Origin of the sequence: Streptomyces sp. CB01249, assembly GCF_001905735.1 — a bacterium.
Taxonomy (GTDB): Bacteria; Actinomycetota; Actinomycetes; order Streptomycetales; family Streptomycetaceae; genus Streptomyces.
On the sequence record NZ_LISW01000009.1, the window covers coordinates 453,845 to 479,319 of the forward strand.

At 72.9% G+C, this 25,475-nt stretch carries 15 protein-coding genes; 1 reads left to right on the plus strand and 14 read right to left on the minus strand.

Annotated elements, in window-relative coordinates:
• Positions 1-16: 16 nt before the first annotated feature.
• From AMK18_RS32120 to AMK18_RS32145, 6 genes are all read right to left on the minus strand, one after another.
• Positions 17-1,789 carry an ABC transporter ATP-binding protein gene (locus AMK18_RS32120; protein WP_073865572.1) on the minus strand — a complete coding sequence of 591 codons (1,773 nt, stop codon included), beginning with the start codon at positions 1,787-1,789 and terminating at the stop codon, positions 17-19.
• On the minus strand, positions 1,786-2,844 hold the full coding sequence (locus AMK18_RS32125) for an iron-siderophore ABC transporter substrate-binding protein (protein ID WP_073865573.1): 1,059 nt from the start codon (positions 2,842-2,844) through the stop codon (positions 1,786-1,788). Before AMK18_RS32125 ends, AMK18_RS32120 begins: the two co-directional genes overlap by 4 nt.
• A gap of 113 nt (positions 2,845-2,957) precedes the next feature.
• Positions 2,958-3,800, minus strand: coding sequence for an ABC transporter ATP-binding protein (locus tag AMK18_RS32130; RefSeq protein ID WP_018102795.1), 843 nt, complete (start codon positions 3,798-3,800; stop codon positions 2,958-2,960).
• A 38-nt stretch (positions 3,801-3,838) separates the two neighbouring features.
• Positions 3,839-4,900, minus strand: a complete 1,062-nt coding sequence (locus tag AMK18_RS32135; protein WP_018102794.1) for a FecCD family ABC transporter permease — start codon at positions 4,898-4,900, stop codon at positions 3,839-3,841.
• Positions 4,897-5,955, minus strand: a complete 1,059-nt coding sequence (locus AMK18_RS32140; protein ID WP_198957120.1) for a FecCD family ABC transporter permease — start codon at positions 5,953-5,955, stop codon at positions 4,897-4,899. Before AMK18_RS32140 ends, AMK18_RS32135 begins: the two co-directional genes overlap by 4 nt.
• A 53-nt stretch (positions 5,956-6,008) precedes the next feature.
• A complete protein-coding gene (locus AMK18_RS32145) occupies positions 6,009-7,355 on the minus strand; it encodes a lysine N(6)-hydroxylase/L-ornithine N(5)-oxygenase family protein (protein ID WP_026171481.1) in 1,347 nt (448 codons plus the stop codon).
• Between the two features lie 249 nt (positions 7,356-7,604).
• Here AMK18_RS32145 and AMK18_RS32150 point away from each other — a divergent pair, with 249 nt between their 5' ends.
• Positions 7,605-8,552 carry a methionyl-tRNA formyltransferase gene (locus tag AMK18_RS32150; RefSeq protein WP_018102791.1) on the plus strand — a complete coding sequence of 316 codons (948 nt, stop codon included), beginning with the start codon at positions 7,605-7,607 and terminating at the stop codon, positions 8,550-8,552.
• Positions 8,553-8,612: 60 nt separating this feature from the next.
• On the opposite strand, the gene AMK18_RS32155 is transcribed toward AMK18_RS32150, so the two are convergent.
• The 8 genes from AMK18_RS32155 to AMK18_RS32190 all read right to left on the minus strand — a co-directional run bounded on the left by AMK18_RS32155 (position 8,613) and on the right by AMK18_RS32190 (position 25,008).
• Complete coding sequence (locus AMK18_RS32155; protein WP_073865575.1) at positions 8,613-10,013, minus strand: MDR family MFS transporter; 1,401 nt, start codon at positions 10,011-10,013, stop codon at positions 8,613-8,615.
• A complete protein-coding gene (locus AMK18_RS32160) occupies positions 10,010-19,993 on the minus strand; it encodes a non-ribosomal peptide synthetase (protein ID WP_073865576.1) in 9,984 nt (3,327 codons plus the stop codon). Before AMK18_RS32160 ends, AMK18_RS32155 begins: the two co-directional genes overlap by 4 nt.
• A gap of 1 nt (position 19,994) precedes the next feature.
• Entirely contained in the window at positions 19,995-20,780 is a 786-nt protein-coding gene (locus AMK18_RS32165; protein ID WP_073865577.1) for an ABC transporter ATP-binding protein, read from the minus strand.
• Complete coding sequence (locus AMK18_RS32170) at positions 20,777-21,772, minus strand: FecCD family ABC transporter permease (RefSeq protein ID WP_073865578.1); 996 nt, start codon at positions 21,770-21,772, stop codon at positions 20,777-20,779. The genes AMK18_RS32165 and AMK18_RS32170 overlap by 4 nt, the downstream gene beginning before the upstream one ends.
• Positions 21,769-22,794: a FecCD family ABC transporter permease gene (locus AMK18_RS32175; RefSeq protein WP_018102786.1), complete on the minus strand. Its 1,026-nt coding sequence runs from the start codon at positions 22,792-22,794 to the stop codon at positions 21,769-21,771. The genes AMK18_RS32170 and AMK18_RS32175 overlap by 4 nt, the downstream gene beginning before the upstream one ends.
• Positions 22,791-23,792 carry an ABC transporter substrate-binding protein gene (locus AMK18_RS32180; RefSeq protein WP_018102785.1) on the minus strand — a complete coding sequence of 334 codons (1,002 nt, stop codon included), beginning with the start codon at positions 23,790-23,792 and terminating at the stop codon, positions 22,791-22,793. The genes AMK18_RS32175 and AMK18_RS32180 overlap by 4 nt, the downstream gene beginning before the upstream one ends.
• Positions 23,793-23,887: 95 nt before the next feature.
• Entirely contained in the window at positions 23,888-24,772 is an 885-nt protein-coding gene (locus tag AMK18_RS32185; protein WP_073865579.1) for a siderophore-interacting protein, read from the minus strand.
• Complete coding sequence (locus AMK18_RS32190) at positions 24,769-25,008, minus strand: phosphopantetheine-binding protein (RefSeq protein ID WP_073865580.1); 240 nt, start codon at positions 25,006-25,008, stop codon at positions 24,769-24,771. The genes AMK18_RS32185 and AMK18_RS32190 overlap by 4 nt, the downstream gene beginning before the upstream one ends.
• Between the last annotated feature and the right edge of the window lie 467 nt (positions 25,009-25,475).

Sequence of the window (25,475 nt, forward strand, 5' to 3'; positions counted from 1 at the left end):
CCTAAGTACTCACGGCCTAACTTCCTTCTCGCCACGCCCGCCACAGCCGGGCGTAGCGGCCGCCGAGGGCGACCAACTCCTGGTGGGAGCCCTGTTCCACCACGCGCCCGGCGTCCAGCACGGCAATGCGGTCCGCCGCCATCGCCTGGGTCAGCCGGTGCGCCACGAACAGCGTCGTGCGTCCCGCACAGGCCGCCAGGACGGCGCGCTCCAGCTCCGCGGCGCCCTCGCTGCCCGCCTCGGCGGTGGACTCGTCCAGCACCACCACGGGTGAACGGGCCAGCACCAGGCGGGCCAGGGCGATCTGGGCGACTTTGGTGACGTCCAGCCGCTCGCCGCCCTCGCCGACCTCGGTGTGCAGCCCTTCGGGAAGCGCCTCCACCCAGTCGGCGGCACCCACCGTCCGCAGGGCGTCCAGCAGTTGGGCCTCGCTCACCCCGGGCGCTGACAGCCGGAGGTCGTCGGCGAGCGGGCCGGAGAACACATGGGTCTCCTGGGTGAGGATGCTCACCAGGGCCCGCGCGCCCGCCTCGTCCACATCGGCCAGATCGGTCGTCCCGATGCGCACCGATCCCGACTGCGGGGTGCCGATACCGGCGATCAGCGCGGCCAGGGTCGACTTTCCGGCGCCGGTCGCCCCCACCAGGGCGAGGGAGCCCCCGGCCGGAATGGTCAGGCTCACGTCGCGCAGGACCGGCTCCTCGGAGCCGGGATAGCGATACGTCAGCCCCTCCACCGCCACCCGGTACGGCACGTCCTGAGCGGGCGTCACGCCGGGGTCGCCCACCAGTCTCTCCTCGGTGTCCTCCCCCAGGACCCCGACCAGGCGGGTCAGGCTGGCGCCCGACTTCTGCGCCTCGTCGAAGGTGAACATGATCGCGCCGAGCGGGGTGAACAGCCGGTGGAACATGAGCGGGGCGGCCGCGACCTCGCCGAGGGTGGCCGCGTCGCCCTCCAGCAGGGCGTACCCGACCAGGAGGATGAGGACCAGCCCGATGAACTCGGCGCGGTTCTCCCGGCCGACGAACCGGCCGAAGAAGCGGAACACCTCGACGCCCAGATCGCGTACCCGCCAGGACTCGGTGGTGACCTTCTCGCGGAACGCGCCCTCCAGGCGGTACGCCCGGACCGTGTCGATCCCGTTGAGGCCGCTGATCAGCGCCTGGGCGCGGTCGGCCTGGGCCGCGCGCTGCTTGCGGTAGAGCGGGGCGGAGCGCGGCAGGTACCAGCGCAGGGCCAGCGCGTACGCGGGCAGCGCGGCGGCGCCCGCGAGGCCGAGCCGCCAGTCCAGGCCGAACATGCCGACGGTGGCGATGGCGACGAGCACCCCCGCCGAGAACACGGTGGGGATCGCGCTCCTGATGCCCCGGGAGAGCACGGCGACGTCGTCGCCGACCCGGGAGAGCACATCGCCGCGGCCGACCTGTTCCAGCCGGGTGCTCGGCATGCCGAGCACCGCGCGGACGGCGCCTTCCCGCAGCGTCGCCAGCAGGTCGGCGCCGAGCCGTCCGATCAGATACGTCGATGCCGCGGTGGCCGCCGCGCCGAGCAGCACGGCGGCCACCATCAGCGCCCCGACCCTGACCAGCACCGTGCGCGACTCGCCGTCCACGACCCCGTCGACCACCTGGCCGAGCAGCAGCACGGGGAGCACTTGGAGTGCCGCCCCCGCCACGGTCGTGAGAAGGGTCGCGGCGGTCAGCCACGGCACCGTGCGGCAGTGGGCGGCGAGCCAGCGGGTGGCCTCGCTCCCCGTCGCCGTACGCAGGGTGGGGACGACGAGGGTCACTTGGCTTCGGCCGCCTTCACGAGTTCGTCGACCGCGTACGGCATGGACAGCAGCGTGCCCTGCGAGATGGCGGCGCCGACCGCCGGGCCCTCGCTGTCGAGGAGGTAGGTCACCCGGCCCTCCTTGAACGCCTTGAGGTTGCTGAAGAGTTCGGACTTCTTCAGGGCGTCCGTGTCGGCCTTGTCGTTGATGACGAAGACGCGGTCGACGTCGACGAGGTCCATGCGCTCCGGGGAGAGCTTGGTGTAGAACTTGCCGCCGGCGATCTTGTCGATCTCGGTGTCACCCTGGTAGCCGATGCCGGTCAGCAGCCGGCCGCGCACGTCGGTGGTGGTGAACGGCGCCACCGAGTTGTCGTACCAGGACAGGGCGACGGCGGTCTGCTTCGCGAACTCGGGGTGCGCCTTCTTGGCGGTGTCCAGCTGCTCCTGGATGCCGTCCACCATCTCCTTGCCCTCCTTCTCCTTGCCGAGGGCCTTGGCGATGTGCAGCGCGTTGTCCTGCCACGGAGCGCTGAAGGGCTCCTTCTCGCCCTTGGTGCGGGCGACCGTGGGGGCGATCTTCGACAGCTTGTCGTAGGCGGCCTGGTCGATCTCGGAGTAGACGGCGACGATCAGGTCGGGGCGCAGGCCCGCGATCTTCTCGTAGTTGGGGCCGGAGTCACCGTTCTTCATGATGACCTCGGGGCGGGCGTCCCCCCACTTGTCCTTGGTCCAGGGCCACTGGGTGTTGATGTCGGGGGTCTTGCCCTCGGGGTTCGGGTACTGGTCGACCATGCCGACCGGCTTGATGCCGAACGCCAGGATGTCCTGGTCGTCCGTGTAGCCGACGGAGACCACCCGCTTCGGGGCCTTGGTGATCTTCGTGGACCCGAAGGCGTGCTCCACGGTGACAGGGAAGACGCCGTCCGCCGAGGCGGCCGGGGCCTTGTCGGCCGCCTTGTCCTCGGAGTCGGAGCCGCAGCCCGCGAGGAGGCCGACACCGAGGGCCGCCGCGGTCAAGACCGCCGCGAGCCGCCGCCGCGACCTGGTGGGCGTGGTTCTGTCGAGGAGCATCCGAATCCCTTGCTTTCACACTGTCACTTGGGCCCTTCATAAGGGCAGCCAAACCTTATCCCGACCGGGTGAGGTCAGCCTACCCTTACCCGAACACTTGCTTGATCCTGAAACTACTTCAGGCGTACGTGGGTACGGCCGATGGGCACGATGAGCGGCCGGTCGCCGACCGGGTCGTCGATCACCATGGCCCGCAGCCCGAACGCCTCCTCCAGCAGCTCGGCGGTGATCACGTCGCGCGGGTGGCCCTGCGCCAGCACCGAACCGTCCCGCATCACCACGAGGTTGTCGCTGTAACGGGTGGCGAGGTTGAGGTCGTGCAGGACCATCACCACCGTGCACCCGGACTCGTGCAGGTCGTCCACCAGGTCGAGCACGTCGATCGCGTGCGCCAGGTCCAGATAGGTGGTGGGTTCGTCCAGCAGCAGCAGATCGGTGCCCTGAGCCAGGGTCATCGATATCCACACCCGCTGGCGCTGACCGCCCGACAGCGAGTCGACGGGCCGGTCCGCGAGGTCGGCGACCCCGGTCAGCGCGAGCGCCCGCCGTACGATGTCGGCGTCGTCCGACGACCACTGCCGCAGCCAGCTCTGGTGCGGGTGGCGCCCCCGGGCGACCAGGTCCGAGACCGTCAGCCCCTCGGGCGCGACCGGCGCCTGGGGCAGCAGGCCGAGTTTCTTCGCCACGTCCCTGGTCCGGAGCGAGGCGATGTCCTCGCCGTCCAGCACGACGGCGCCGCCGGCCGGTTTCAGCAGCCGGGTCAGGGTGCGCAACAGCGTCGATTTGCCGCAGCCGTTGGGGCCGATGATGGTGGTGACCACGCCGGACGGGATCTCGACGTCGAGGCCGTCGATGACGGTCCGCCCGCCGTAGCCGACCCTGATGCCCCTCGCGGCGAGCCGTGGAGCGTCGCCGCCCGGCGCCTTGGTTTCCGTGGTGGTGAGATGCGCGGCCACTGGCCCCCCTCTGCTCGGGTTGTCCGACTCGTCTGTCATTACCTGAGGTTCGCCCGGACCAGCAGGTACACCAGGAAGGGTCCGCCGATCGCGGCGGTGACCACGCCGACCGGCAGGCCGACGGGCAGGGCCGTGCGCGCGATCAGGTCGGAACCGGTCAGCAGCAGGGCGCCGACCAGTCCCGAGGCGGCCATCGGCGGCGTCGGGTGTCTTGCCAGCCGCATCGCCACCTGCGGTGCGACGAGCGCGACGAAGGGCACGGGGCCCGCCGCGCTCACCGCCGAGGCGGCCAGCAGCACCGCGCACAGCAGCATGACGGCCCGCACCCGGTTGAACCGGACGCCGAGCCCCGCGGCGACCTCGTCCCCGAGGTGCAGCGGCTTGAACTGGAAGGCGAGGCAGACCACCACGGCCAGCAGGGCCAGGGTGCACCAGAGCGCCACCCGGACCTCGCCCCACGACCGGTTGTCCAGGGAGCCGACCAGCCATGCCTGGGCCCGGGCCACGTCCCGGATGTCGGCCGACGTGAGGAGCCAGGTCGTGATCGCCTCCATCGCCGCGCTCACCGAGATGCCGATGAGGATGAGCCGGAAGCCGTCGATCCCGCGCCGCCAGGCCAGGAAGTACACGAGCAGCCCCGTGCCGAGACCGCCCAGGAGCGCCGCTGCCGACAGGCCCACCGAGTTGGTGACCGCCGTGGCGGCCCCGCCCGAGACCGTCACCAGGAACACCGCGACCGCACTGGCGCCCCCGGTGATGCCGAGGACGTCGGGGCTGGCCAGCGGGTTGCGGGCGACGGACTGGGTGATCGCGCCGGACACCCCGAGCGCGACGCCGACGACGACGCCGGCCAGGGCGCGCGGCATCCGCAGGTCCATGATGACGAACCGGTCGACCTGCTCGCCGCCCCCGAGGATCGTGGCGATCACCCGCGACAGGCCGATCGGGAAGTCGCCGACCGCGATGGACAGGCAGAACACCAGGAAGGTGGCCGCCGCCAGCAGCAGGGTGACCAGGACGAGCCAGGGCCGCCAGACGAACGAGAGGCCCCCGGCGCGGACGCCCGCCGTGACCGATGCTTTCAACTCCGTGCCGTTCATGCGCTCCTGAACTTTCCACGCCACACCAGGACCGCGAAGAACGGCGCGCCGAGCAGCGAGACGACGACCCCGGCGTCCAGCTCGCCCGGCCGTACCACCAGGCGCCCGACGATGTCGCACACCAGCAGGACGACCGCGCCGAGCAGACCCGCGTACGGCACCAGCCAGCGGTAGTCGGGCCCGGTCAGATACCGGGCGACGTGGGCCACCATGAGCCCGAGGAACGCGATGGGGCCGCAGGCCGCGGTGGCGGCGCCGGCCAGCAGCGTGATGGCGATGATGCCGACCGTCCGGCTCAGCGCGATGTTGACACCGAGTCCGCGGGCCACGTCGTCACCGAGGTTGAGCAGGTTCAGGGAGGGCAGCATGACCGCCGCCAGGACCAGCCCGACCGCGACGAACGCGGTGACGGGCCAGATGACGTCGTAGCCGACGCCCGCCACCGAGCCCGCGTTCCAGAACCGCAGCACGTTCAGGGACTTCACGTCGGACAGGGCGACGGCCGTGGTCATCGCCGCGAGGAACACCGTGACCCCCTGCCCGGCCAGGGCCAGGGTCAGCGGGTTCCCGGCGCCCCTGCCGATGCTGGCGAGGCCGAACACGACGACTCCGGCGACCGCCGATCCCAGGAAGCCGAACCAGACGTACTGGAGCGGGTCGGTGAGCCCGAACAGGGCGATCACCGACACCACGGCGAACGAGGCGCCGGCGTTGACGCCGACCAGCCCGGTGTCGGCGATCGGGTTGCGCGTGTACCCCTGGATCAGCGCGCCGCCGACCCCGAGGGCCAGGCCCGCCACGATGCCGAGCACCGTACGGGGCACGCGCACGGTCTGCACGATGAGCCGGATCTCGGAGAGCCGCTGATCGGACTCCGGGGCCGCGAACAGGCCGTGCCACACCTCGGCGGGCGTCAGGGCGCGCGCCCCGACGGCCAGGGAGAGGGCGGCCACGGCCAGGACGGCCACCGCGAGGGCGGCCAGGCCGGTGACCCGTCTGCGACGGGTCACCGTCACGCCCCTGGTTATGGGGCGCTCCACTGCAGTTGTGCTCATGTCCGCGTACGTTATCTCTCTGGCCCGCCGGGCCCGGACGGTGGTCGGGCTGTCTAGCGGGAGCCGTCCCCGGCGACCGGACGGGCGGCGTCGGGGGCGTTCTTGACGCTCCGGTCCAGCAGCGAGTCCAGGATCTCGCCGACCCGGATCGCGGTGTTGGACAGCAGGGCCGAGGTGATGCCGTGGGTGTGCTCCGTACCGCCCTGGAGGTAGATGCCGCAGTTCAGCGCGGCGTCGGTGGCGATGCGGTAGTCGCGCTCGACGCGGACCCGGCCCTCCTCGTCGCGCAGGCAGTACTCGGCGGCCTCGCCCAGGAGGCCCAGCGGGTCGGCCGGGCTGTAGCCGGTGGCGAACACCACGACGTCGGCTTCGAGCACGGTCTCCTCGCCGGTGACGAGGGACGTCACGGTGGCGCGCACCGTGTCCGGAGTCTCCTCGGCCGCGGTCAGCCGGGACACGTTGAGAAAGCGCAGCCGCTCGGTGCCGAGCACCTTCTCCTGGTACATCTGCCGGTACAGGTCGTCGATCAGATCGATGTCGACCACGGAGTAGTTGGTGTTGCCGTGGTAGTCCATCAGCCGGCGCTTGATGTTCTCGGGCGCCGCGTAGAACTCGTCCACCGCGTCCGGGTCGAAGATCTTGTTGGCGAAGCTGCTGTCGTCGGCCGGGCTGTAGCCGTAGCGCGAGAAGACCGCGCATATCTCGGCCTCGGGGAAGCGGCGGTGCAGATACGCGACGTTCTCGGCGGCGCTCTGCCCGGCGCCCACGACGACGAAGCGGGAGGGCGAGGTGCCGTCCAGCTCGCCGACCCGGGTCAGCAGTTCGGAGTTGTGCCAGACGCGGTCGCCGCGCTCGATGCCCTCGGGCACCAGCGGGCGCAGTCCGGTGCCGATGACGAGGTTGCGGGCGCGGTGGACCGTCAGCCCCTCCCCCGACCGGACGGTGACGTCCAGGTACTCCACGACGCCGTCCTCGACCACCTGGGTCACCCCGACGACCTCGTGGTCGTAGGAGACGAGGTCGTCCACCTGGGCGGCGGCCCACTCGAAGTAGTCGTGGAACTCGACACGCAGCGGGAAGAGGTTCTTGTGGTTGATGAAGTCGATCAGGCGTCCCTTGCTCTTGAGGTAGCAGAGGAAGCTGAACTCACTGGACGGGTTGCGGAGTGTCACCAGGTCCTTGAGGAACGAGACCTGCATGGTGGCGTCGTCGATGAGCATCCCCCGGTGCCAGCCGAAGGCCGGTTGCTGCTCGAAGAACTGGGCGGTCACCGCTTCCCGCGTTCCGGAGCGCGCGTTGTGCTCGCTGATCGCGATCGCCATGGCCACATTGGACGGGCCGAAGCCGATACCAATGAGGTCGTGGACCGGTGCTGCGTCGCCAGGACGAGCCTGTGACATGTCACTCCCATCGTGCGGGGAAGCCGCCTGTCGGATGTGGGGAAACGGGCGTAGGACGGGCACGCCGAAACAGCGGCCCGATGAACTTAGGTGAGCCTAAGCTAATCCGTCAACGCTTGTCGATAGGTGCGATTCGGACACCTCCGGCACAGGGCCACCCCAACTGGGGCACTCCACACCTCCGTTGCAAGATAAGGTAAGCCTTGCTTTACTTACCTGTCTTTGTTTTCTGCGTCGAGGAGGAACCCCATGCGGGTCGTCATGTTCGGTTACCAGACCTGGGGCCACCGCACCCTGCAAGCCCTCCTGGACTCCGAGCACGACGTGGTGCTGGTCGTCACCCACCCCAGGAGCGAGCACGCCTACGAGAAGATCTGGAGCGACTCCGTCGCCGATCTCGCCGAGGAGCACGGCGTCCCGGTCCTGATCCGCAACCGCCCGGACGACGACGAGCTGTACGAGGCCCTGAAGGCCGCCGAGCCGGACGTCATCGTGGCCAACAACTGGCGTACGTGGATCCCGCCGCGCATCTTCGCGCTCCCCCGCCGGGGCACCCTGAACGTCCACGACTCGCTGCTGCCGAAGTACGCGGGCTTCTCGCCGCTCATCTGGGCCCTCATCAACGGCGAGACCGAGGTGGGCGTCACCGCGCACATGATGAACGACGAGCTGGACGCCGGCGACATCGTCCGGCAGGAGTCCGTCCCGGTCGGCCCGAGGGACACCACCACCGACCTCTTCCACAAGACCGTCGACCTCATCGCCCCCGTCACCACCAAGGCGCTGGCCCTGATCGCGGACGGGCAGACGGAGTTCACCCCGCAGGACCGCTCGCAGGCCACCTTCTTCCACAAGCGCGCCGAGGAGGACATCCGCATCGACTGGACCTGGCCGGCCGAGGACCTGGAGCGACTGGTGCGCGCCCAGTCGGCCCCGTATCCCAGCGCCTTCACGTACCACCGGGGCAAGCGGATCGAGATCCTGGCCAGTGTGGTCTCCGAGGCTCGTTACGGCGGAACGCCGGGCCGGATCTTCTACCGCGAGGGCGAGGGCGTGGTCATCGTGGCCGGGGCCGACGCCCGTACCGGCCGCAACCACGGCCTGGCCGTGACCCGGGTCCGCACCGAGGACGGCCGCGAGCTGCCCGCGACGGAGTACTTCACCTCCATGGGCGGGTACCTGACCAGCCGCCCCTGACCCCACATGGGTGTGCCCCCCGGCCCGAGGGCCGGGGGGCACACCCATGTGTCCTGCCGGTCAGCCCTTGCGGGGCTGGGTACGGGGCAGCCGCGTCGCCGCCGCCGCGGCGAACAGGCAGAAGCCGAGCACCCACCAGAAGGTGTCGCCGAAGGCCGCGGGGACGTCCGCGCCCGTGGCGGCGAGCCGGTTCTCCAGGATCACCGCCACCGCCGCCGTACCGACCGAACCGCCCACGGTGTTCAGGAGGTTGAGCGCCCCGGCCGCCCGGGGCAGCTGCTCCGGCTCGATCCGGCTGTAGACGATGTTCATCACGGGCGCGCCGACCATCGACATCCCGAAGCCCCGCACCACCAGCGCCGCGACGACCACCGCGTCCGGGACCCCGTGCCCCAGCAGGGTGAACGGGGCGGTCCCGGCGACGATCAGCACGATGCCGGTGACCACCAGGGTCCTCGGCGCGACCTTGCTGATGGTCCGGTTGACGAGCACCGAACCGGCGGCCGCACCCAGCCCCTGGGGGGCGAGCAGCAGCCCCGCCTCCCAGGCCGACATCCCCCGCCCCGACTGGAAGTACAGCGGCAGCAGGAACGTCGTGCCGAACACCGAGGCCCCGAGCACCACCAGCGCCAGGGCGGCGGCCCCGAACGGCGGCCGGGCGAACAGCCGGGGGTCCACCAGCGGAGTGGACCGGGTGCGCAGCCCGTGCACGGTGAACGCGGCCAGCATGACCACCCCGGCCACGATGCCGATCGTGGCCGGGACGGCGCGGTCGTGGGCGACCTCGGTCAGCCCGTACACCAGCACCGCGAGGCCCGGCGAGAGCAGCAGCGCCCCCCGCAGGTCGAACGCGGTCCGCTGCGGCGCCGGGGGCACCACCGGCACGTAGCGGCGGGCCAGCAGGACCGCCGCCGCGCCGATCGGCAGGTTGACCAGGAACAGCCAGGGCCACGGAGCGACCGCGAGCACGGAGCCCCCGGCGAGCGGCCCGAACACCGGGGAGAGCAACGGGACCACGGCGACGATGCTGATCACCTTGCCGGTGCGCCCGGGGCCCGCGACCCGGGCGAGCAGCGCCTGCCCGGTCGCGGGGAGCAGGCCGCCGCCGAGGCCCTGGATCACACGGAACACGATGAGGCTGGTCGCCGACCAGGCCAGGGCGCACAGCACCGAGCCGACCAGGAACACGCCGATGGCCGCGAGCCAGACCCGCCGGCCGCCGAAGCGCCCGGCCAGCCAGCCGGACGCGGGGACGGCGGCGACGACGGCGAGCAGGTAGGCGCTGGAGACCCACTGGATCTCGGCGACGGAGGCGTCGAACTCCTCGGTGAGCCGGTCGAGTCCGACGCTGACGATGGTCGCGTCGAGCGTGGCCATGAACGTGCCGAGGACCAGGATGAACGCGATCCGCAGCAGCTCCCGGTCCACGCGTTCGGCGGGCGGGGCGGGTGCCTCGGTCATCGGTCCTCCAGGAGGGCGGTCACATCCGCGTCCAGGTGCCGCTCCATGTTCCGCAGCAGATCGACCAGTTGGGCGGCGAGCCCGTCGGTGTCCGTGCCGGCCCGGTGGGCGAGCACTCCGGTCCAGCCGTCGCCGTCGGGCATGACGGTCAGAGTGGCGGGGTGGTGGGTGGACTCCCGGAAGCGCGTGGCGAGCACGGTGAGTCCGGGCGCGGGTTCGCGCAGCCGGTCCGGGTCGACCGGGTAGTTCTCGAAGACGACCATGCTGTCGAAGAGCCTGCGACGGCCGGTGAGCCGTTCCAGGTCGGACAGGGCCACGTGGTGGTGCTCGACCAGGTCGCGCTGGCGGGCCTGGAGACCGGTGAGCGTGGCGGCCAGGGTGCCGGTGAGCCGGGCCCGTACCGGCACGGTGTTGGCGAGCAGGCCGATGATCTCCTCCACGCCGTCCAGGGCCGGGGGCCGGCTCGACACCATGGCGCCGAAGCAGACGTCCCGCCGCCCGGAGCGCCGGGCCAGCAGCACCGACCAGGCGCCCTGCACCAGGGTGTTCGGGGTCAGCCCGCGCCGTGCGGCGAGCCGGGTGAGCCCGGCCACGAGCGCCGCGTCGAACGTGATGACCTCGGGCTCCTGCCAGGCCGGGCCGCTCTCGCCACCGCCCAGGTAGTCGCCCTCGGGCAGCCCGTCCAGCTCGGCCGCCCAGGCGTCGAGGTCCGGCTCGTGCTCCGCGCACCAGTCCAGGTAGTCCGCGAACGGGACGGGGGCCGGGAGTCCGTGCGCGCGGTTCTCGGTGCGCGCGGTGTACAGGGCGAAGAGCTCGCCGAGGATGCGCGGGGCGGACCAGCCGTCGGACAGGGCGTGATGGCTGGTCAGGACGAGGTCGGCGCGCTCCGGTCCGAGCCGGATCACGGTGATCCGGTAGAGCGGGCCGCGCGCGAGGTCGAAGGGTTCGGCGAGGTCGGCGGCCAGCACCTCGTCCGCCGGTGCGTCGGTGACCCGGAACTCCGGCCGGGGCGACTCGGGGATGACCCCGAGGGACGCGGGGAACACCGCGCCCATGTTGGGGTGCCGGGCCAGCAGGTCGTCACCGGCCCCGCGCAGCGCCTCGGTGTCGAGCGGGCCCGCGAGCGAGAACACCGACTGCACGGTGTACGGGTCGGGGCGCTCGGTGCGCGAGTGCCGCAGCATCACCTCCTGCAACGGGCTGAGCGGCTGGACGGCGGCGACCGGCCGGTCCCCGAGCGCCACGGTCTCCGGCGCGGCGGCGACCCGCAGCAGCGCGGCCCTCAGGTGCTCCGCCAGCTCCTCGATCTCGGCGCCGGTGAACAGCGCCCGGGGCCAGGTGATCCGCACCCCGAGCGCGTCGTCGCGCACCAGCGCGTTGACCATGAGGCTGTACGGGAGGGGCATCGGTCCGGAGCCGTCGGAGCCGAGCGGGTCGGCGTCCGGGGCGGGCTGCCAGGGCGTCTCGGTCTCCGGGGCGCCGGGGTACTGGCCGAGGTAGTTCCAGGCGAGCTCCGGGCGGACCGGGTCGAGCAGGCCCGCCGTGGTGAGGATGCCGTGGCCGAGGCCGTCGCCCTGGGCACGCAGCCGGTCCCGGACCGCCCGCACATCGTCTTCGGCGTCGAGCCGGACGGGGTGGATCGCGGTGAACCAGCCGACGGTCTGGGAGAGGTCGACCTCGCGCGGCCGGCCGTGGCTCTCCAGGGCGACCAGCAGGTCCGGGGTGCCGCGCCAGTCGCGTACCGCCTGCGCGAGGGCCGTCAGGAGGACGGCGTCCGGGGTGGTGCGGTGGGCCGCGGGCAGGGTGGTGACCAGGGCGCGGGTGGTGTCCGCGTCGAGCCGGATCTCGTGGTGCGCGGCGGTCGCCACGGTGTCCCGGGCGGGGTCGAGCGACCGGGTGAGCGGCGTGGTCGCCGTCATCCGCCGCCAGTGCGGGAGTTCGGCGCGCCGGTCGGCCTCGCGCAGGGTGTGGGCCCAGCCGAGGAAGGACTGCCCGTGCCGGGTCAGCTCTCCGCCGTCGTGGGCGTGCCGGAGGTCGTCCAGGAGGATGCGCCAGGAGACGCCGTCGGCCACCAGGTGGTGGGCGATCAGGACGAGCCGGCCGGGGCGGTCGGGCCCGGCGTCCACCCAGACCGCGCGCAGCATCGGTCCGGTGCGCGGGTCCATCGCGGCGCGTGCGGCGGCGGTCGCTGCGTCGGCGGCGGCGCGCGGGTCGCCGTTCGCCGGGACGCGGGTCAGGACGTCGGCTCCGGTCGGGTCACCGGCCTGCGGGATGTGCAGGACGTCGTCGCCGAGGCGGGCGCGCAGCACGTCGTGGCGGGCGAGGAGGGCGTCGAGCACGGCCCGCCAGCTCTTCTCGTCGCCGCCGGGCGGGACGCAGACCTCCACCCACTGGCAGAAGCCGTCGGCGGCCTGCCCCGCGCGGTGCAGCAGGTCCCGCATGACCGGGGTCAGCGGGGCGTCCCCGACGGCCGGGGCGGCCTCGCCGTCCAGGGCGCGGGCCCGGGCCGCGATCCCGGCGACGGTCTCGCCGTCGAACACGTCCTTCGGGCTGAGCCCGAGCCCCTGGCGGCGGACCCGGGAGACCAGCTGGAGGGAGACGATGCTGTCGCCGCCGACGTCGAAGAAGTTGTCGTCGGGGCCGATGTCGTCGCGGCCCAGGACGTCCCGGAACACGGCGAGCAGCAGCGCCTCCGCCTCGGTGGCCGGTTCGCGCCGGGCGGCGGACACGGTGGCGGGGGCGGGCAGTGCCGAGGCGTCGAGCTTGCCGCTGGGGCTCAGCGGGAGGCGGTCGAGCGGCACGAGCGCGGTCGGCACCATGTGGTCGGGCAGCCGCTCGGCGAGGTACGCGCGCACCGCGGCGGTGTCCAGGTCGGCTCCGTCGGTCGGGATGACGTAGCCGACGAGCCGGCCCTCGCGCATCACGACGGCGCTGGCGCGGACGTCGGGGTGCCCTGTGAGGGCGGTCTCGATCTCCCCGAGTTCGACGCGGAAGCCGCGCACCTTGATCTGGTGGTCGGCGCGGCCGAGGAACACCAACTGCCCGTCGTGGCGCCACCGCACCAGGTCGCCCGTGCGGTACATGCGGGTGCCGGGCGGCCCGTACGGGTCGGCGACGAACGCGCCGGAGGTCAGTCCGGGCCGGCCGAGGTAGCCGCGGGCCACGCTCGGGCCGCCGAGATAGAGCTCCCCGGTGACGCCGACGCCGACGGGCTGGAGTCCGCCGTCGAGGACATAGGCGCGGACGTTCGGGTCGGGGCGCCCGATGGGCAGCGGCCCCTCGTCGTCCGGGTCGTAGTGCCAGGTGGTGGAGTTGATGGTGACCTCGGTGGGCCCGTACGCGTTGAACAGCGCCCGGCGGCCCCGGCCCCAGCGGTGGGCGAGCTCCGGGTCGAGCCGTTCGGCGCCGACGACGAAGAACACGTCGGGGTCGACGGTGCGGTCGTCGGGCATCGCGGCGAGGAACGACGGCAGCAGGTTGACGCCGGTCACCCGGTGCTCGGTGATGTAGTCGAGGAGTTCGTCGCCGGGTACGCGCACCTCCTCGGGCGCGATGACGGACGTACCGCCGGACAGCAGCGGCACCATGGTCTGCCAGAACGCCACGTCGAAGCTGGTCGACGCGAAGTGCAGGTAGCGGTCGTGCTCGGTGACCCCGACGACCTCCTCCTGGAGGGCGATCAGGTCGGGCACGCCCCGGTGGGTGACGCCGACGCCCTTGGGGCGGCCGGTGGTGCCCGAGGTGTAGATGACGTACGCGAGGGCGTCGTCGGTGAGTTGGGCGCGGGCCCCGGCCGGGTCGGTGTCCGGTACGGAGGCGAGGGTGGCCGGGTCGTCCAGGCGCAGGACGGGGATCTCGCGGTCGACGGGCAGCGCGGCGCCGGTCGTCACGACGGCCGCCGGCGAGATGTCGTCGAACATGTACGCGAGCCGTTCGCGCGGGTAGGCCGCGTCCATCGGCACGTACACCGCACCGGCCTTGGCGACGCCGAACAGGGCGACGGTCATCTCGATGTCCCGGCCGATCAGGACGGCGACGGGGTCCTGCGGCCGGACGCCCTGCGCGATGAGCGCGTGCGCGAGGCGGTTCGCCCGCCGGTCGAGTTCCTCGTACGAGAGGCTGCGGTCGCGGCAGACCAGCGCCTCGCCGGCGGGCTTGCGCCGGACCCAGCCCGCGAACTCGTCCAGCCAGTGGCCGCGTTCCTTCACGGCGACGATCTCGGTGCCCGTACGCAGCATGCGGGCGCGCTCGGCGGCGTCGAGGGCGGGCAGCGCGACGGCGGCCCGGCCCGGGTCCTCGGTGATCTCGTGGAGCAGGTTGCGCAGCCAGCGGCCGTAGTCGCGCACGGTGTCCCGGTCGAACGCGCCGGGCTGGTAGCCCAGGCCGACGGTGATCTCGTCGCCCGGGATCACGATGACGGTGAGGGCGTAGTGCGTGGCGTCCGTGATGTCGACGCCGGTGAGGTCGAGCCCGGGGGCGAGCGGGGTGCGGGTGCGGCTGGAGAGCGGGAAGTTCTCCATGACGAGCATGGTGTCGAAGAGTTCGCCGATGCCCACGGCCCGCTGGATGCCGGGCAGTCCGACGTGGTGGTGCTCGGCCAGGGCGACGCTCTCCGCGTGCACCTGGGCCAGGACGTCCGTCGCCGTGCGGTCCGGGGTGTACCGGACGCGGACCGGGACGGTGGTGCCGAGCTGGCCGATCATCGACTCGACGCCGTCGACCTCGGCGGGGCGGCCGGAGACCGGGCAGCCGAACACGACGTCGCGGCGGCCGGTGAGCCTGCCGAGGAGCAGGCCCCACGCCGTCTGGAGGACCGTGGTCAGGGTGATGCCCCGCTCGCGGGCGAAGGCGCGCAGCCGGTCGCTGAACTCGCGGCCCAGCTCGACGGTCTCCCGGCCCGGCCGCTCCACGGCGTTCCCGGTGCTCGCGGGGGCCAGCCGGGTCGCGTCGTCCACGCCCGAAAGCGCCTCGCGCCAGGCGGCGACGGACGCCTCCCGGTCCCGGCCCGCCAGCCAGTGGAAGTACTCGGACAGCGGCGGGGAGACGGGTGCGGCGGGGCCGCCGCCGAGTTCCGCGTAGATCGCGAGGAGGGTGCGGCCGACGATGGGCATCGACCAGCCGTCGAGCAGGGCGTGGTGGTTGGTGATCACCAGCTTGTGCTCGGCGGGGCCCACCCGGGAGAGCAGGAAGCGGATGAGCGGCGGCCGCGCCGGGTCGAAGGGGCGCGCCAGCTCGGCGCGGGCCGCTTCGGCGAAGTCGTCGTCCTGCCGCCAGTCCAGGGCGACATCGGCCGGGATGACCTGCACCACGTCGTCCCCGACGGTGCCCAGGTGGACGCGGAGCGCGGGGTGGCGGCGCAGCAGCTCATGGGCGGCGCGCGCCATCCGGTCCGGATCCAGCTCCCCGGACAGGGTGGTGACGGCCTGGACGACGTAGACGTCGGTCTCCGTGTCGTCGCGGACCATCGTGTGGAAGGAGAGACCGAGCTGGAGCGGGGTGGCGGGCAGCACGTCGCTGACCCGGCCGGTGCTCTCCAGGGCGTCGATCGCCTCCTGGTCGAGGGCCACCAGCGGCAGGTCGGAGGGGGTGAGCCCGCCCGTGGTGTGCAGGGCGTGCGCGGCCAGCGCGTCGAGCGCGGCGGCCCAGCAGTCCTGGAGGGCGGCCACGGCCTCGGGGCCCACGACCGCGCTCGCGGCGGTCCACTCGACGGCGAGCCGGGGGGTGTCGCCCTCGTGCACGAAGCAGTTGAGGGCCAGCACCTGTTCGAGGGCCTTGGCGTCGGGCTCGGTCACCGAGAACGCGTCGTGCTCGGGCAGCCGCCAGCCGTCGGCGGCCAGCGGGGCGAACCGGCCGAGGTAGTTGAGCAGCACGTCCGGCGGCGGTGTCGCGCCCAGCTCCGGACCCGCCTCCGGGTCGAGGTGGCGCAGCACCCCGTAGCCGACGCCGTTGTCGGGGACGGCGCGGCGGGCCTCCTTGGCGGCGCGGAGCGTGGCGCGGACGTCGTCGTGGGCGGGCACCCGGACGGGGTACTCGCTGGTGAACCAGCCGACCGTGCGGGCCAGGTCGAGGTGTTCGCGGCCATGGCCCTCCAGGGTCACGGTGACGGCGTCGTCGCGCAGGCCCCAGCCGCGCAGAGCGAGGACGAGGGCGGCGAGCAGGATCTCGTCCACCCCGGCCCGGTAGGCGGCGGGCAGTGTGGTGAGCAGGGCCTCGGTGGCCTCGGGCGAGGCGGTCGTGACCGTGCGGTGGGCGGTGGCCACGGTGTCGCGCGCGGGGTCCAGGGGGCGGGCACCGAGCCGGGACGCGGAGCCCAGTGCCGTACGCCAGTGGGCGAGTTCACCGCGCCGGGCGCCGGTCCTGCCCTGTTCGGCGAGGAGCTGGGCGTGGCGGCGCCAGGAGGTGGTGACGGGTTCGAGGGCGCCGCCGGCGCAGGCGGTGTGCAGGTCGGGCAGGAGGACGCGCCAGGACACACCGTCCATGGCGAGGTGGTGCACGACGAGGACGAGGCGGTCCGCCGTGCCGTCGCCCGTGCGGATCAGGGCGGCACGCACCAGGTCGCCGGTGCGCGGGTCGAGCTGTCCGGCGAGCCGCCGGGCCAGGGCGGTCACGCCTTCGCCGGTGGCCTCCTCGACCGTGACCTCCTCGACGGCGGCCCGGACCGTGCCCCGGGGCAGGATCTCCGGTCCGTCGGCCACCCGCAGCCGCAGCGCGTCGTGGTGGTCGAGGAGGGCCTGCACGCCCCGGGTCAGCTGCTCCGGGGTGAGCGCGTCGACGTGCAGGGCGGTCCACTGGGCGTATCCGGCGACCGTGTCGATGTCGGGGTGCGGGTCGAGCAGGGCGCGCACGATGGGCGGGGCGGGCACCGGGCCGACCGGCTCGTCCGCCGGGCCGTCCGCGCCGTCGAGCAGTTCGGCGGAGGCGGCGAGCGCGGCGAAGGTGCGGCGGGCCAGCAGGTCCTTGGGGCGCAGCCCGAGGCCGAGGGCGCGCAGCCTGCTGCTGACGGTGATGGCGGTGATGCTGTCGCCGCCGAGGGCGAAGAAGTCGTCGTCCACGCCGACCCGTTCGACGTCGAGCGCGTCGGCGAGGACGGTGCACAGCAGCCGTTCGCGTTCGGTGCTCGGTTCCCGGCCACCGCCGGGCAGGGCGGGCGCGGGCAGCGCGGCGCGGTCGAGCTTGCCGTTGGGCGTGACGGGCAGGGAGCCGAGAACCACGACGGCGGCGGGCACCATGTGTTCGGGCAGCCGCTCGGCGAGCCGGGCGCGTGCCTCGTCGCCGGTCAGGGAGGCGGACACGATGTAGCCGACGAGCCGGGACGACAGGACCCGGGCGGCGGCCGCGGTGACGCCGGGCAGGGCGGCCAGGGCCTCCTCGACCTCGCCGGTCTCCACCCGGTGGCCGCGGATCTTGACCTGTCCGTCGCCCCGGCCGCCGTACTCCAGGCCGCGGCCGGGCACCCAGCGGGCCCGGTCGCCGGTGCGGTACATGCGGTCGCCGGGGGCGCCGAAGGGGTCGGCGACGAAGCGTTCGGAGGTGGCGCCGGGGCGGCCGAGGTAGCCCCGGGCCAGGTGGGGTCCGGCCAGGTAGAGTTCGCCGGCCGTGCCGGGCGGGACGGGCTGGAGGGCGTTGTCCAGGACGTGGACCCGGGTGCCGGCGAGCGGGTGCCCGATGACCGGGTCGCCGCCGTCGATGCGGGCGGTGGTGGCGTCCACGGTGGCCTCGGTCGGGCCGTACATGTTGCGCGCGGCGATCCCGGAGGCGGCGACGCGGCGCCACAGCGCGGTCGGGGTCGCCTCGCCGCCCAGGAGCAGCAGTGCCGGGGGCAGGTCGAGCAGTCCGGCGTCGATGAGCGGGACGGCCATCGAGGGCGTGGTGTCGATGACGTCGATGCCGTCGCGGGCGTACGAGGCGAGCAGGGCGTCCGCGTCGCGGGCCGTCTCGGCGTCGTACACGTGGAGTTCGTGGCCGCAGAGCAGCCAGATGAGGTGTTCGAAGGCGGAGTCGAAGGCGAAGGAGTAGGTGTGCGCGGCGCGCAGCCGGCGGCCGGTGGTCCGTTCGGCCTCGGCGACGACCGTGGACCGCTGGTGGTGCAGCAGCGCGGCGAGCCCGCCCGCGCGGCCGAGCACGCCCTTGGGGCGGCCGGTCGATCCGGAGGTGTGGATGACGTAGGCCAGGTGCTCGGGGTGGCGGGGCCGGGAGAGCTCGGCGGTGGTGAGCGGGGCGCCGGACAGGTCGGCGGCCTCGTCCAGGAGGGCCTTCCAGGGCAGTCCGTCGACGGTGCCGTCGGTGAGGACGAGGACGGGGCGGGTGTCCGCGATGAGTTCGCGCAGCCGCTCGGGCGGGTGCGCGGCGTCCAGCGGCAGGAAGGCGGCGCCCGCGTCGAGCACGGCGAGCAGGGCGACGACTGCGTCGGCCGAGCGGGGCAGGGCGAGCGCGACGACGTCCTCGGCGCCGACGCCCCGGGCGCGCAGGGCGCGGGCCACGCGGTGCACCCGGTCGGCGAGTGCGGCCGCGGTCAGCCGTTCGTCGCCGCAGACGAGGGCGGTGTTCCCGGGTCCGGCGGCGGCCATCGCGTCGAAGGCGGCGGGCACGTCGAGGGGGGTGCCGGGCAGGGCGGGCGGGCTCCATTCGGCGAGCTGGGCGCCGGTGTCGCCGGTGAGCGCGATCCGGGCGACGGGCAGGCCCTCGATGAGGCCGGTGAGCAGGGCGCGCAGCCCGGTCATCAGGCTGTCGACGGCGGCCTGGTCCTTGGCGCGGGCGTCCACCTCGAAGCCGAGCAGGAGCCCGCCGTCGCGGGTGGGCAGGACGCTGAGGCCCATGTCCTCGGGCGGTCCGCCCGCGACGTTGCGCATGACGCCGGCCGCCCCGGCGAAGTCGAGGGTGAGGTCGAACGCCTTGAGGTTGATGCCGCGTCCGTGCAGCAGCGCCCCGGCACCGGGCACGCCGAGGTCGCGGGGCAGGTCCTCGCCCCGGTAGCGCTGGTGGTCGCGCATCTCGCGCATGGCGGTGGCGACGCGGCGGCTGAGCTCGCCGAGCCGGTCGTCGCCGCGCACGGTGACCCGCATCGGCAGCACGTTGACCGCCATGGCGGGGGTGCGCAGCGCGACGGAACCGGTCCGGCACATCAGGGGCAGGGCGAAGACGACGTCGGTGCGGCCGAGCATGCGGTGCAGGAAGGCGGCGTAGCAGGCGATCAGGGCCTCGCCCCAGGCGACGCCCTCCGCGTCCGCGAAGGCGCGCAGGGCGGCGGTCTCACCGGCGCTGAGTTCGGCCCGTGCGGTGAGCGTGCGGGCGGGCGCGCCGTCGGTGTCGGGCCCGTCGTGGGGCTCGACGTCGGGCAGCGGCGTGAACCGCTCGACCCAGTAGGCGCGGTCCTCGGCGGCCCGGTCGCTCGCGCGGTACGCGGTGTCCTCGGCGACGAGCGCCGCGAAGGCACCGAACGTCGAGCGGGGAGGTTCGGTGCCCCGGACGAGGGCGGTGTAGTGGGCGGCGGTGCGGCGGGCGAGCTGGGCGGCGGTGTAGCCGTCGAAGACGAGGTGGTGGCCGAGCTGGGTGTACCAGACCTCGCGGTCGGAGAGCCTGATGACGGTACGGGAGTACAGCGGGCGGTCCGTCATGCCCCGGCACGCCTCGGCGAGCCGGGCACGTTCGGCGTCGACCAGCGCCTGGGCCGCGGCGGCCGGGTCGGCCTCGGCGCTGACGTCGACGAGCGGCGGCAGGGCGACGGGTTCGGCGCCGACCGCCTGGCGCGGGCCCCCGGGCGTCTCGTACACCCTGAGCCGCACGCTCTCGGCCTCCTCGGTGGTGGCCCGGACGGCCTGCGCGAGCGCGTCCGTGTCGACGGGTCCCTCGCCGGTTATCTCGATCACGTCGCCGACCACGTAGTACGGCGAGTCGGGTTCGATGCGCTGGGCGTTCCAGATGCCGAGTTGGGCGCCGGTCAGAGGGAGGAGGCCGTCCGGGGACACGCTCGCGGTGGTCAACTTACTCTCCTTGCAGTGTGGGTACGACCATCGGAGTGCCGGTCACGGGGTCCGGGACGACGACGCTGGGCAGGTCGAACACGTCCTTGATCAGCGTGGCGTCCACGATGTCCCCGGGGTCGCCCTCGGCGACCACCTCGCCGGCCTTCATGGCCACCAGGTGGTCGGCGAACCGGCATGCCTGGTTGATGTCGTGCAGGACCGCGACGACGGTGCGGCCCTCGTTGCGCAGCTTGGCGAGCAGGCCGAGCAGTTGGTACTGGTGGGTGATGTCGAGGAACGAGGTGGGTTCGTCCAGCAGCATGTAGGGCGTCTGCTGGGCGAGCACCATCGCCATCCAGACGCGTTGCCGCTGCCCGCCGGAGAGTTCCTGTACGGGCCGGTCCGCCAGGTCCGCGACACCGGCGGCGGCCATCGCGCCGTCGACGGCCTCCTGGTCGCCGTCCGACCACAGGGCCAGCAGGGACTGGTGCGGGAAGCGACCCCGGGCCACGAGCTGGCGGACCTTGATGTCCTCCGGCGCCGTGGGGTCCTGCGGCAGGAAGCCGAGCTGCTTGGCCAGCGCCTTGGTGCCGAACGCGCCGACCTCGCGGCCGTCGAACTCCACCTGTCCGGAGTGCGGTTTGAGCAGCCGTACGAGCGCGCTCAACAGGGTTGATTTACCGCAGGCGTTGGGGCCGACGATGGCGGTGAACGCGCCGTCGGGTATGTCGAGGGTGAGCCGTGTGGACACGACGCGGTCTCCGTAGCGCAGGGTGATCTCCCGCGCCGTCAGGCGTGCGGTCACGCGCGCCTCACCTCCTTGGTCAGCAGCCAGATCAGATAGCAACCGCCGATCGCGGTGCTCACGACGCCCACGGGCAGCGCCACCGGGGCCAGCAGCATCTGCGCCAGCAGGTCCGCGCCCTGGAGCAGGACCGCCCCGGTGAGCGCGGCCGGGAGCAGCGGGATGCCGGCGGCGCCCGCGAGCCGGCGGCCGATCTGCGGCGCGGCCAGCGCGATGAACGCGATGGGCCCGGCCACGGCGGTCACCGTGGCGGTGCAGCCGACCCCGACCAGGACCATCAGCAGCCGCAGCCGGTCGAGTCCGACGCCGGTCGTGACGGCGATCGGGTCGCCGAGTGCCGCCTGGTGCATGGCGTGCGCCCGGGTGGTCATGAGGGCCAGCAGGACGGCGATCACGGTGAACGGGATGCCGAGGTCGTCCCAGCCCACGCCGTTGAGCGAGCCCGCGCTCCAGCCGACGGCGGCGATCGCCACCTCCAGGTCGGCGCGGAGCACGATCCACGAGTTGATCGCGGTGACCATCGCGTTGATGGCGATACCGATGACGACGAGCCGGAGCCCGGAGAAGCCGGTTTCGAGCGACAGCAGGTAGATGGCGGCCGCGACGACGAGTCCGCCGGTCACGGAGCCGATGGCGAGCTGCGCGGAGGTGCCCGACAGCACGGTGAGGGCGACCAGGGCGCCGGTGTAGGCGCCGGCGTCGAGACCGATGACGTCGGGGCTGCCCATGGGGTTGCGGGTGAGGTTCTGGAAGAGGGCCCCGGCGACGCCGAGCGCGGCGCCGAAGACCAGTCCGGCCAGCACCCGCGGCAGCCGCCAGTCCCGGATCACCACGGAGTGCTCGGAGCCGGTGAGGACGGCGAACACCTTGCCGGGCGGAGCCCATTGCGCCCCGTAGCACAGCCCGAGCAGGCCGAGCCCCAGCATCAGGGCGACCAGGACGGCGACGAGTATCGCCGTACGACGTTCGAAGTGGAATTTCAGCACGTTCACAGGGACCCCGCCCCGTAGCGGCGGACCGCCCAGATCAGCATGGGGCCGCCGAGGAAGGCGGTCACGATGGCCACCGGCACCTCGCCGGTGGGCAGCAGGACCCGCGCGGCCATGTCGGCGGCGAGGAGCAGGACGGGGCCGAGGACCATGGTGTAGGCGATGAGCCAGGGCACCGATCCGGCAGCCGGCTTGCGCACCAGGTGCGGCACGATCAGCCCGACGAACAGGATGGGCCCGGCCACCGCCGTCGCCGCGCCGCTGAGCACGGTGATGAGGACGAGGGTGGTGACGCGGACCCGGCCGACGTTGGCGCCCAGGGTCTGCGCCACGTTCTCGCCGAGCGTCAGGGCGTTGAGCGCCCTGCTCAGCAGCAGCGCACCGGCCAGGGAGACCGCGATGGCGGTCAACGGCCAGGACAGGGATGCCTGTTCGCGTCCGGCGAGCGTCCCCACCGACCAGAACCGGTAGAGGTCGAAGGTGTCCGGGAGCATCAGGCGCAGCCCGAGGGCGACGCCGTTGAGCACCGCGGTCACCGCCACTCCGGTGAGCACCAGGCGCAGCGGTGAGGTGCGGCCGACCGCGGCGACCAGGAGCGCCGCGGCCACCGAACCGACGATGGCGAAGCCGAGTTCGCCGGCCTGGCCGCCGGCCAGGCCCGCCGCCGACCCGAGGGTGACGGCGAACCCGGCGCCCGCCGTGACCCCGAGGATGCCGGGTTCGGCGAGCGGGTTGCGGGCGAGCGTCTGGATGAGCGCGCCCGCCACGGCGAGCGCGGCACCGACGGCGACGGCGAGCAGCGCACGCGGTGCCCGCACGTCGCGTACGACGACGTGGTCGTCGGTGCCCTGGTAGTCGAAGAGCGCGCGCACGACTTCGCCGGGGGCTACGTGGCGGGCCCCGACGCCCATGCTGAGTACGGCGAGAACGGCCAGCAGGATCAGTCCGCCGACGAGCAGGGCGGTCTGCGGGACGGCCCGCCGGTTCTTTTCCGCCGTCTCGGACGCGCGGCCCGCGACGGTCACGGCTTCAGCAGCGGAGCGAGCGACTTGTCGATCGCGTCCAGGGTCAGCAGGCCCTCACCGTAGGTGGCGGCTTCGGTGTAGCGGTACGGGAACGCCTTGCCGGCCTTGACGGCGGGCAGGTTCTTCCAGAGCTTGGAGTCCAGGACGTACTGGACGGAGGGCGGGACGCTGCCGTCGGCGTTGACCGAGTACGTCAGCACGTCGGCCTCGCGGAAGGCGGCGGGCAGTTCCTCGATGGAGGGGTACTCGCTGACGGCCGCGGAGCCCGGACCGGCCTTCTTGACCTTGCCGTAGTAGGTGGCGCCCAGGTCCTCGGCGATGTTGGTGCCCCAGGAGCCGTTGAACTCGCGCTGGAAGGTGCCCTTGGCGGCGTCGCCGTACGCGCCGACGTGGCCGAGCTTCAGCTTCGGCAGGACGTCCTTGTACTTGGCGGCCAGCTCGGCGGCCTTGTCGTCGTACGTCTTCTTCTGGGCGTCGAACTGCTTGCTCGCACCGGCCGCGTCGGCCTGCTTGCGGGAGAGGTCGCGCCAGGCGGACGGCAGGCTCGGGCCGATCGCGACGACGGGGGCGATCGACTTCAGCCGCTTCATGTCGATGTCGCCGAGCACGGGCGCGGGGACACCGATGACGATCAGGTCGGGCTCGGCCTCGGCGATGGCCTCGTAGTTGGTCTCGGTCGCCTGCTCGCCCGCGATCTTCTTGAGCTTCTTGTAGGTGGCGAGGTCGTCCTTGGTCATCATCGGCTCGCCGCGCTTCCACGACGAGATGCCGACCAGCGGTGCGTCGGCCTCGATCAGCGCGGGCACGGCATAGCCGGTGGCCACCACACGCTTCGGGTTCGCCGGGATCGTGATCTTTCCGTTGTCCGCGGTGAACACCCGGGTCTTGGTCTTCTCCGAGGCGGAGTCCGACCCGCCGTCCGAGGATGACCCGCATCCGGCCAGTACGAGGGCCAGCGCGACGGCGCCGACCAGGCCGGACGATCTGCGTATGGACATTCCGAAGCTCCTTGCTACTTAGGTAAGGCTCACCTTACTTGATGGCCTTTCGGGGGGACAACTCGCGGATCGTCCGCCCCTGGTACTGCGATGGATCAGTGGTCGTGACCGTGGTCGTGACCGTGCTCGTGCTCGTGGTCCTCGTCGAAGTCCGCGACGCCACGCTTCCAGTAGCCGGTGATGTCGTAGTCGGCCTTGTCCAGGCCGAGTTCGTCCCGGACCCAGCGGCGCAGCGGCTTGATCTGACCGGCCTCGCCGGCCACCCAGACGTACGCCCGCTCGCCCTCGGGCACGGTGACGGACATCGCGGCCCGGGTCAGCGCGTCACCGGAACCGGCGGGCGCGCCGTCACGGTGCAGCCAGCGCACCTCGACGCCCTCGGGCGCGGAGAGGTCGATCTCCTCGGCGGCGTCCGCGACTTCGATGAACGCCCAGCCCTTGGCGGTCCGCGGCAGCTCCTCCAGCCAGCGCGCGACGGCGGGCAGGGCGGTGAGGTCGCCGACGAGCAGATAGTGGTCGTAGGTGTGCGGGACGATCAGCCCGCCGGGCGGTCCGGCGATGTGGATGGTGTCGCCGGGCTGCGCCTTGCCCGCCCAGTCCGAGGCGAGCCCGCCCTCGTGCACGGCGACGTCGATGTCGAGCTCGCCGGTGAGGGAGTCGTAGCGCCGCACGGTGTACTCGCGGGAGGTGGGCAGGGGCCTCGGCCAGCGCAGCATCGCGCCGTTGCGCTCGGGCAGCCGGAGGGTGCCGTCGGCTTCCCGGAAGATCAGTTTGACGTGCTCGTCGGGCGCGTGGGCCTCGAACCCCTCGGTGCCGGGTCCGCCGAGCGTCACGCGCAGGAGACCCGCGCCGACGGCGACCGTGCGGACGACCTCGGCCTCGCGGATGCCGATCGGATAGCCGACCTTCTCGGCGTGCAGCCCGGCGCGCACCTCGGCGATCCGGTCGAGATGGCGCTCGCGGTGGTCGGTGCGGCTCATGCGGCCTCACCCGCCAGCAGCGTCTGCCAGTGGCCGAGTTCGGGCAGCTCGAAGAGGTCCGGGAACTCCAGCGTGGTCGCCCCCGCCGCGCGCCAGCGCTCCACCAGGACCATGATCCGCATCGAGTCGAGACCGAGGTCGACCAGGTTCTCGTCGGGCGCGATCTCGCCGGGCTCGCAGCCCAGCAGTTCGGCGATGTCGGCCCGGACACGGTCGGGCGACAAGGTCTGACTCATCGGAGTACTCCTCAGTGGGTGAGCGCCGACGGCGGGTCGGAGCGAGTGTGAAGGTGCTTACGGGGCGCGGCGCGGCGGTACGCGCGTGAACACCCGCCCGGGGCGGAGTCGTTCACGGGGCGCACGAGGGCGCGGCTCGGCCCGCCGACGGGCACGGCGGCCCGCGGCGCAGGTTGATGGAATCGGCCACAGTCCCCCCTCAGGCCGAGGCAAGGCTAACCTAACATTGACATCCGCGACACAAGCCCCCACCCCACCAATCGGGCGGCCAGGAAGCGCAGTTCAGGCACGGAATCCATGACCCGCCCCCCACCATCCTCCTGCGCGAACACCCAAACTTAGGTTACCCTCACCTAACCTACCGTAGGTGCTGCTCCGGGTGAAGACCCGCCGCAGGCGTCCCGCCGCGCCGAACCCGGCGCAGCTCCTCAGCGCATCCTCATCCCTGGCCCCGCCCACGGGGCCAT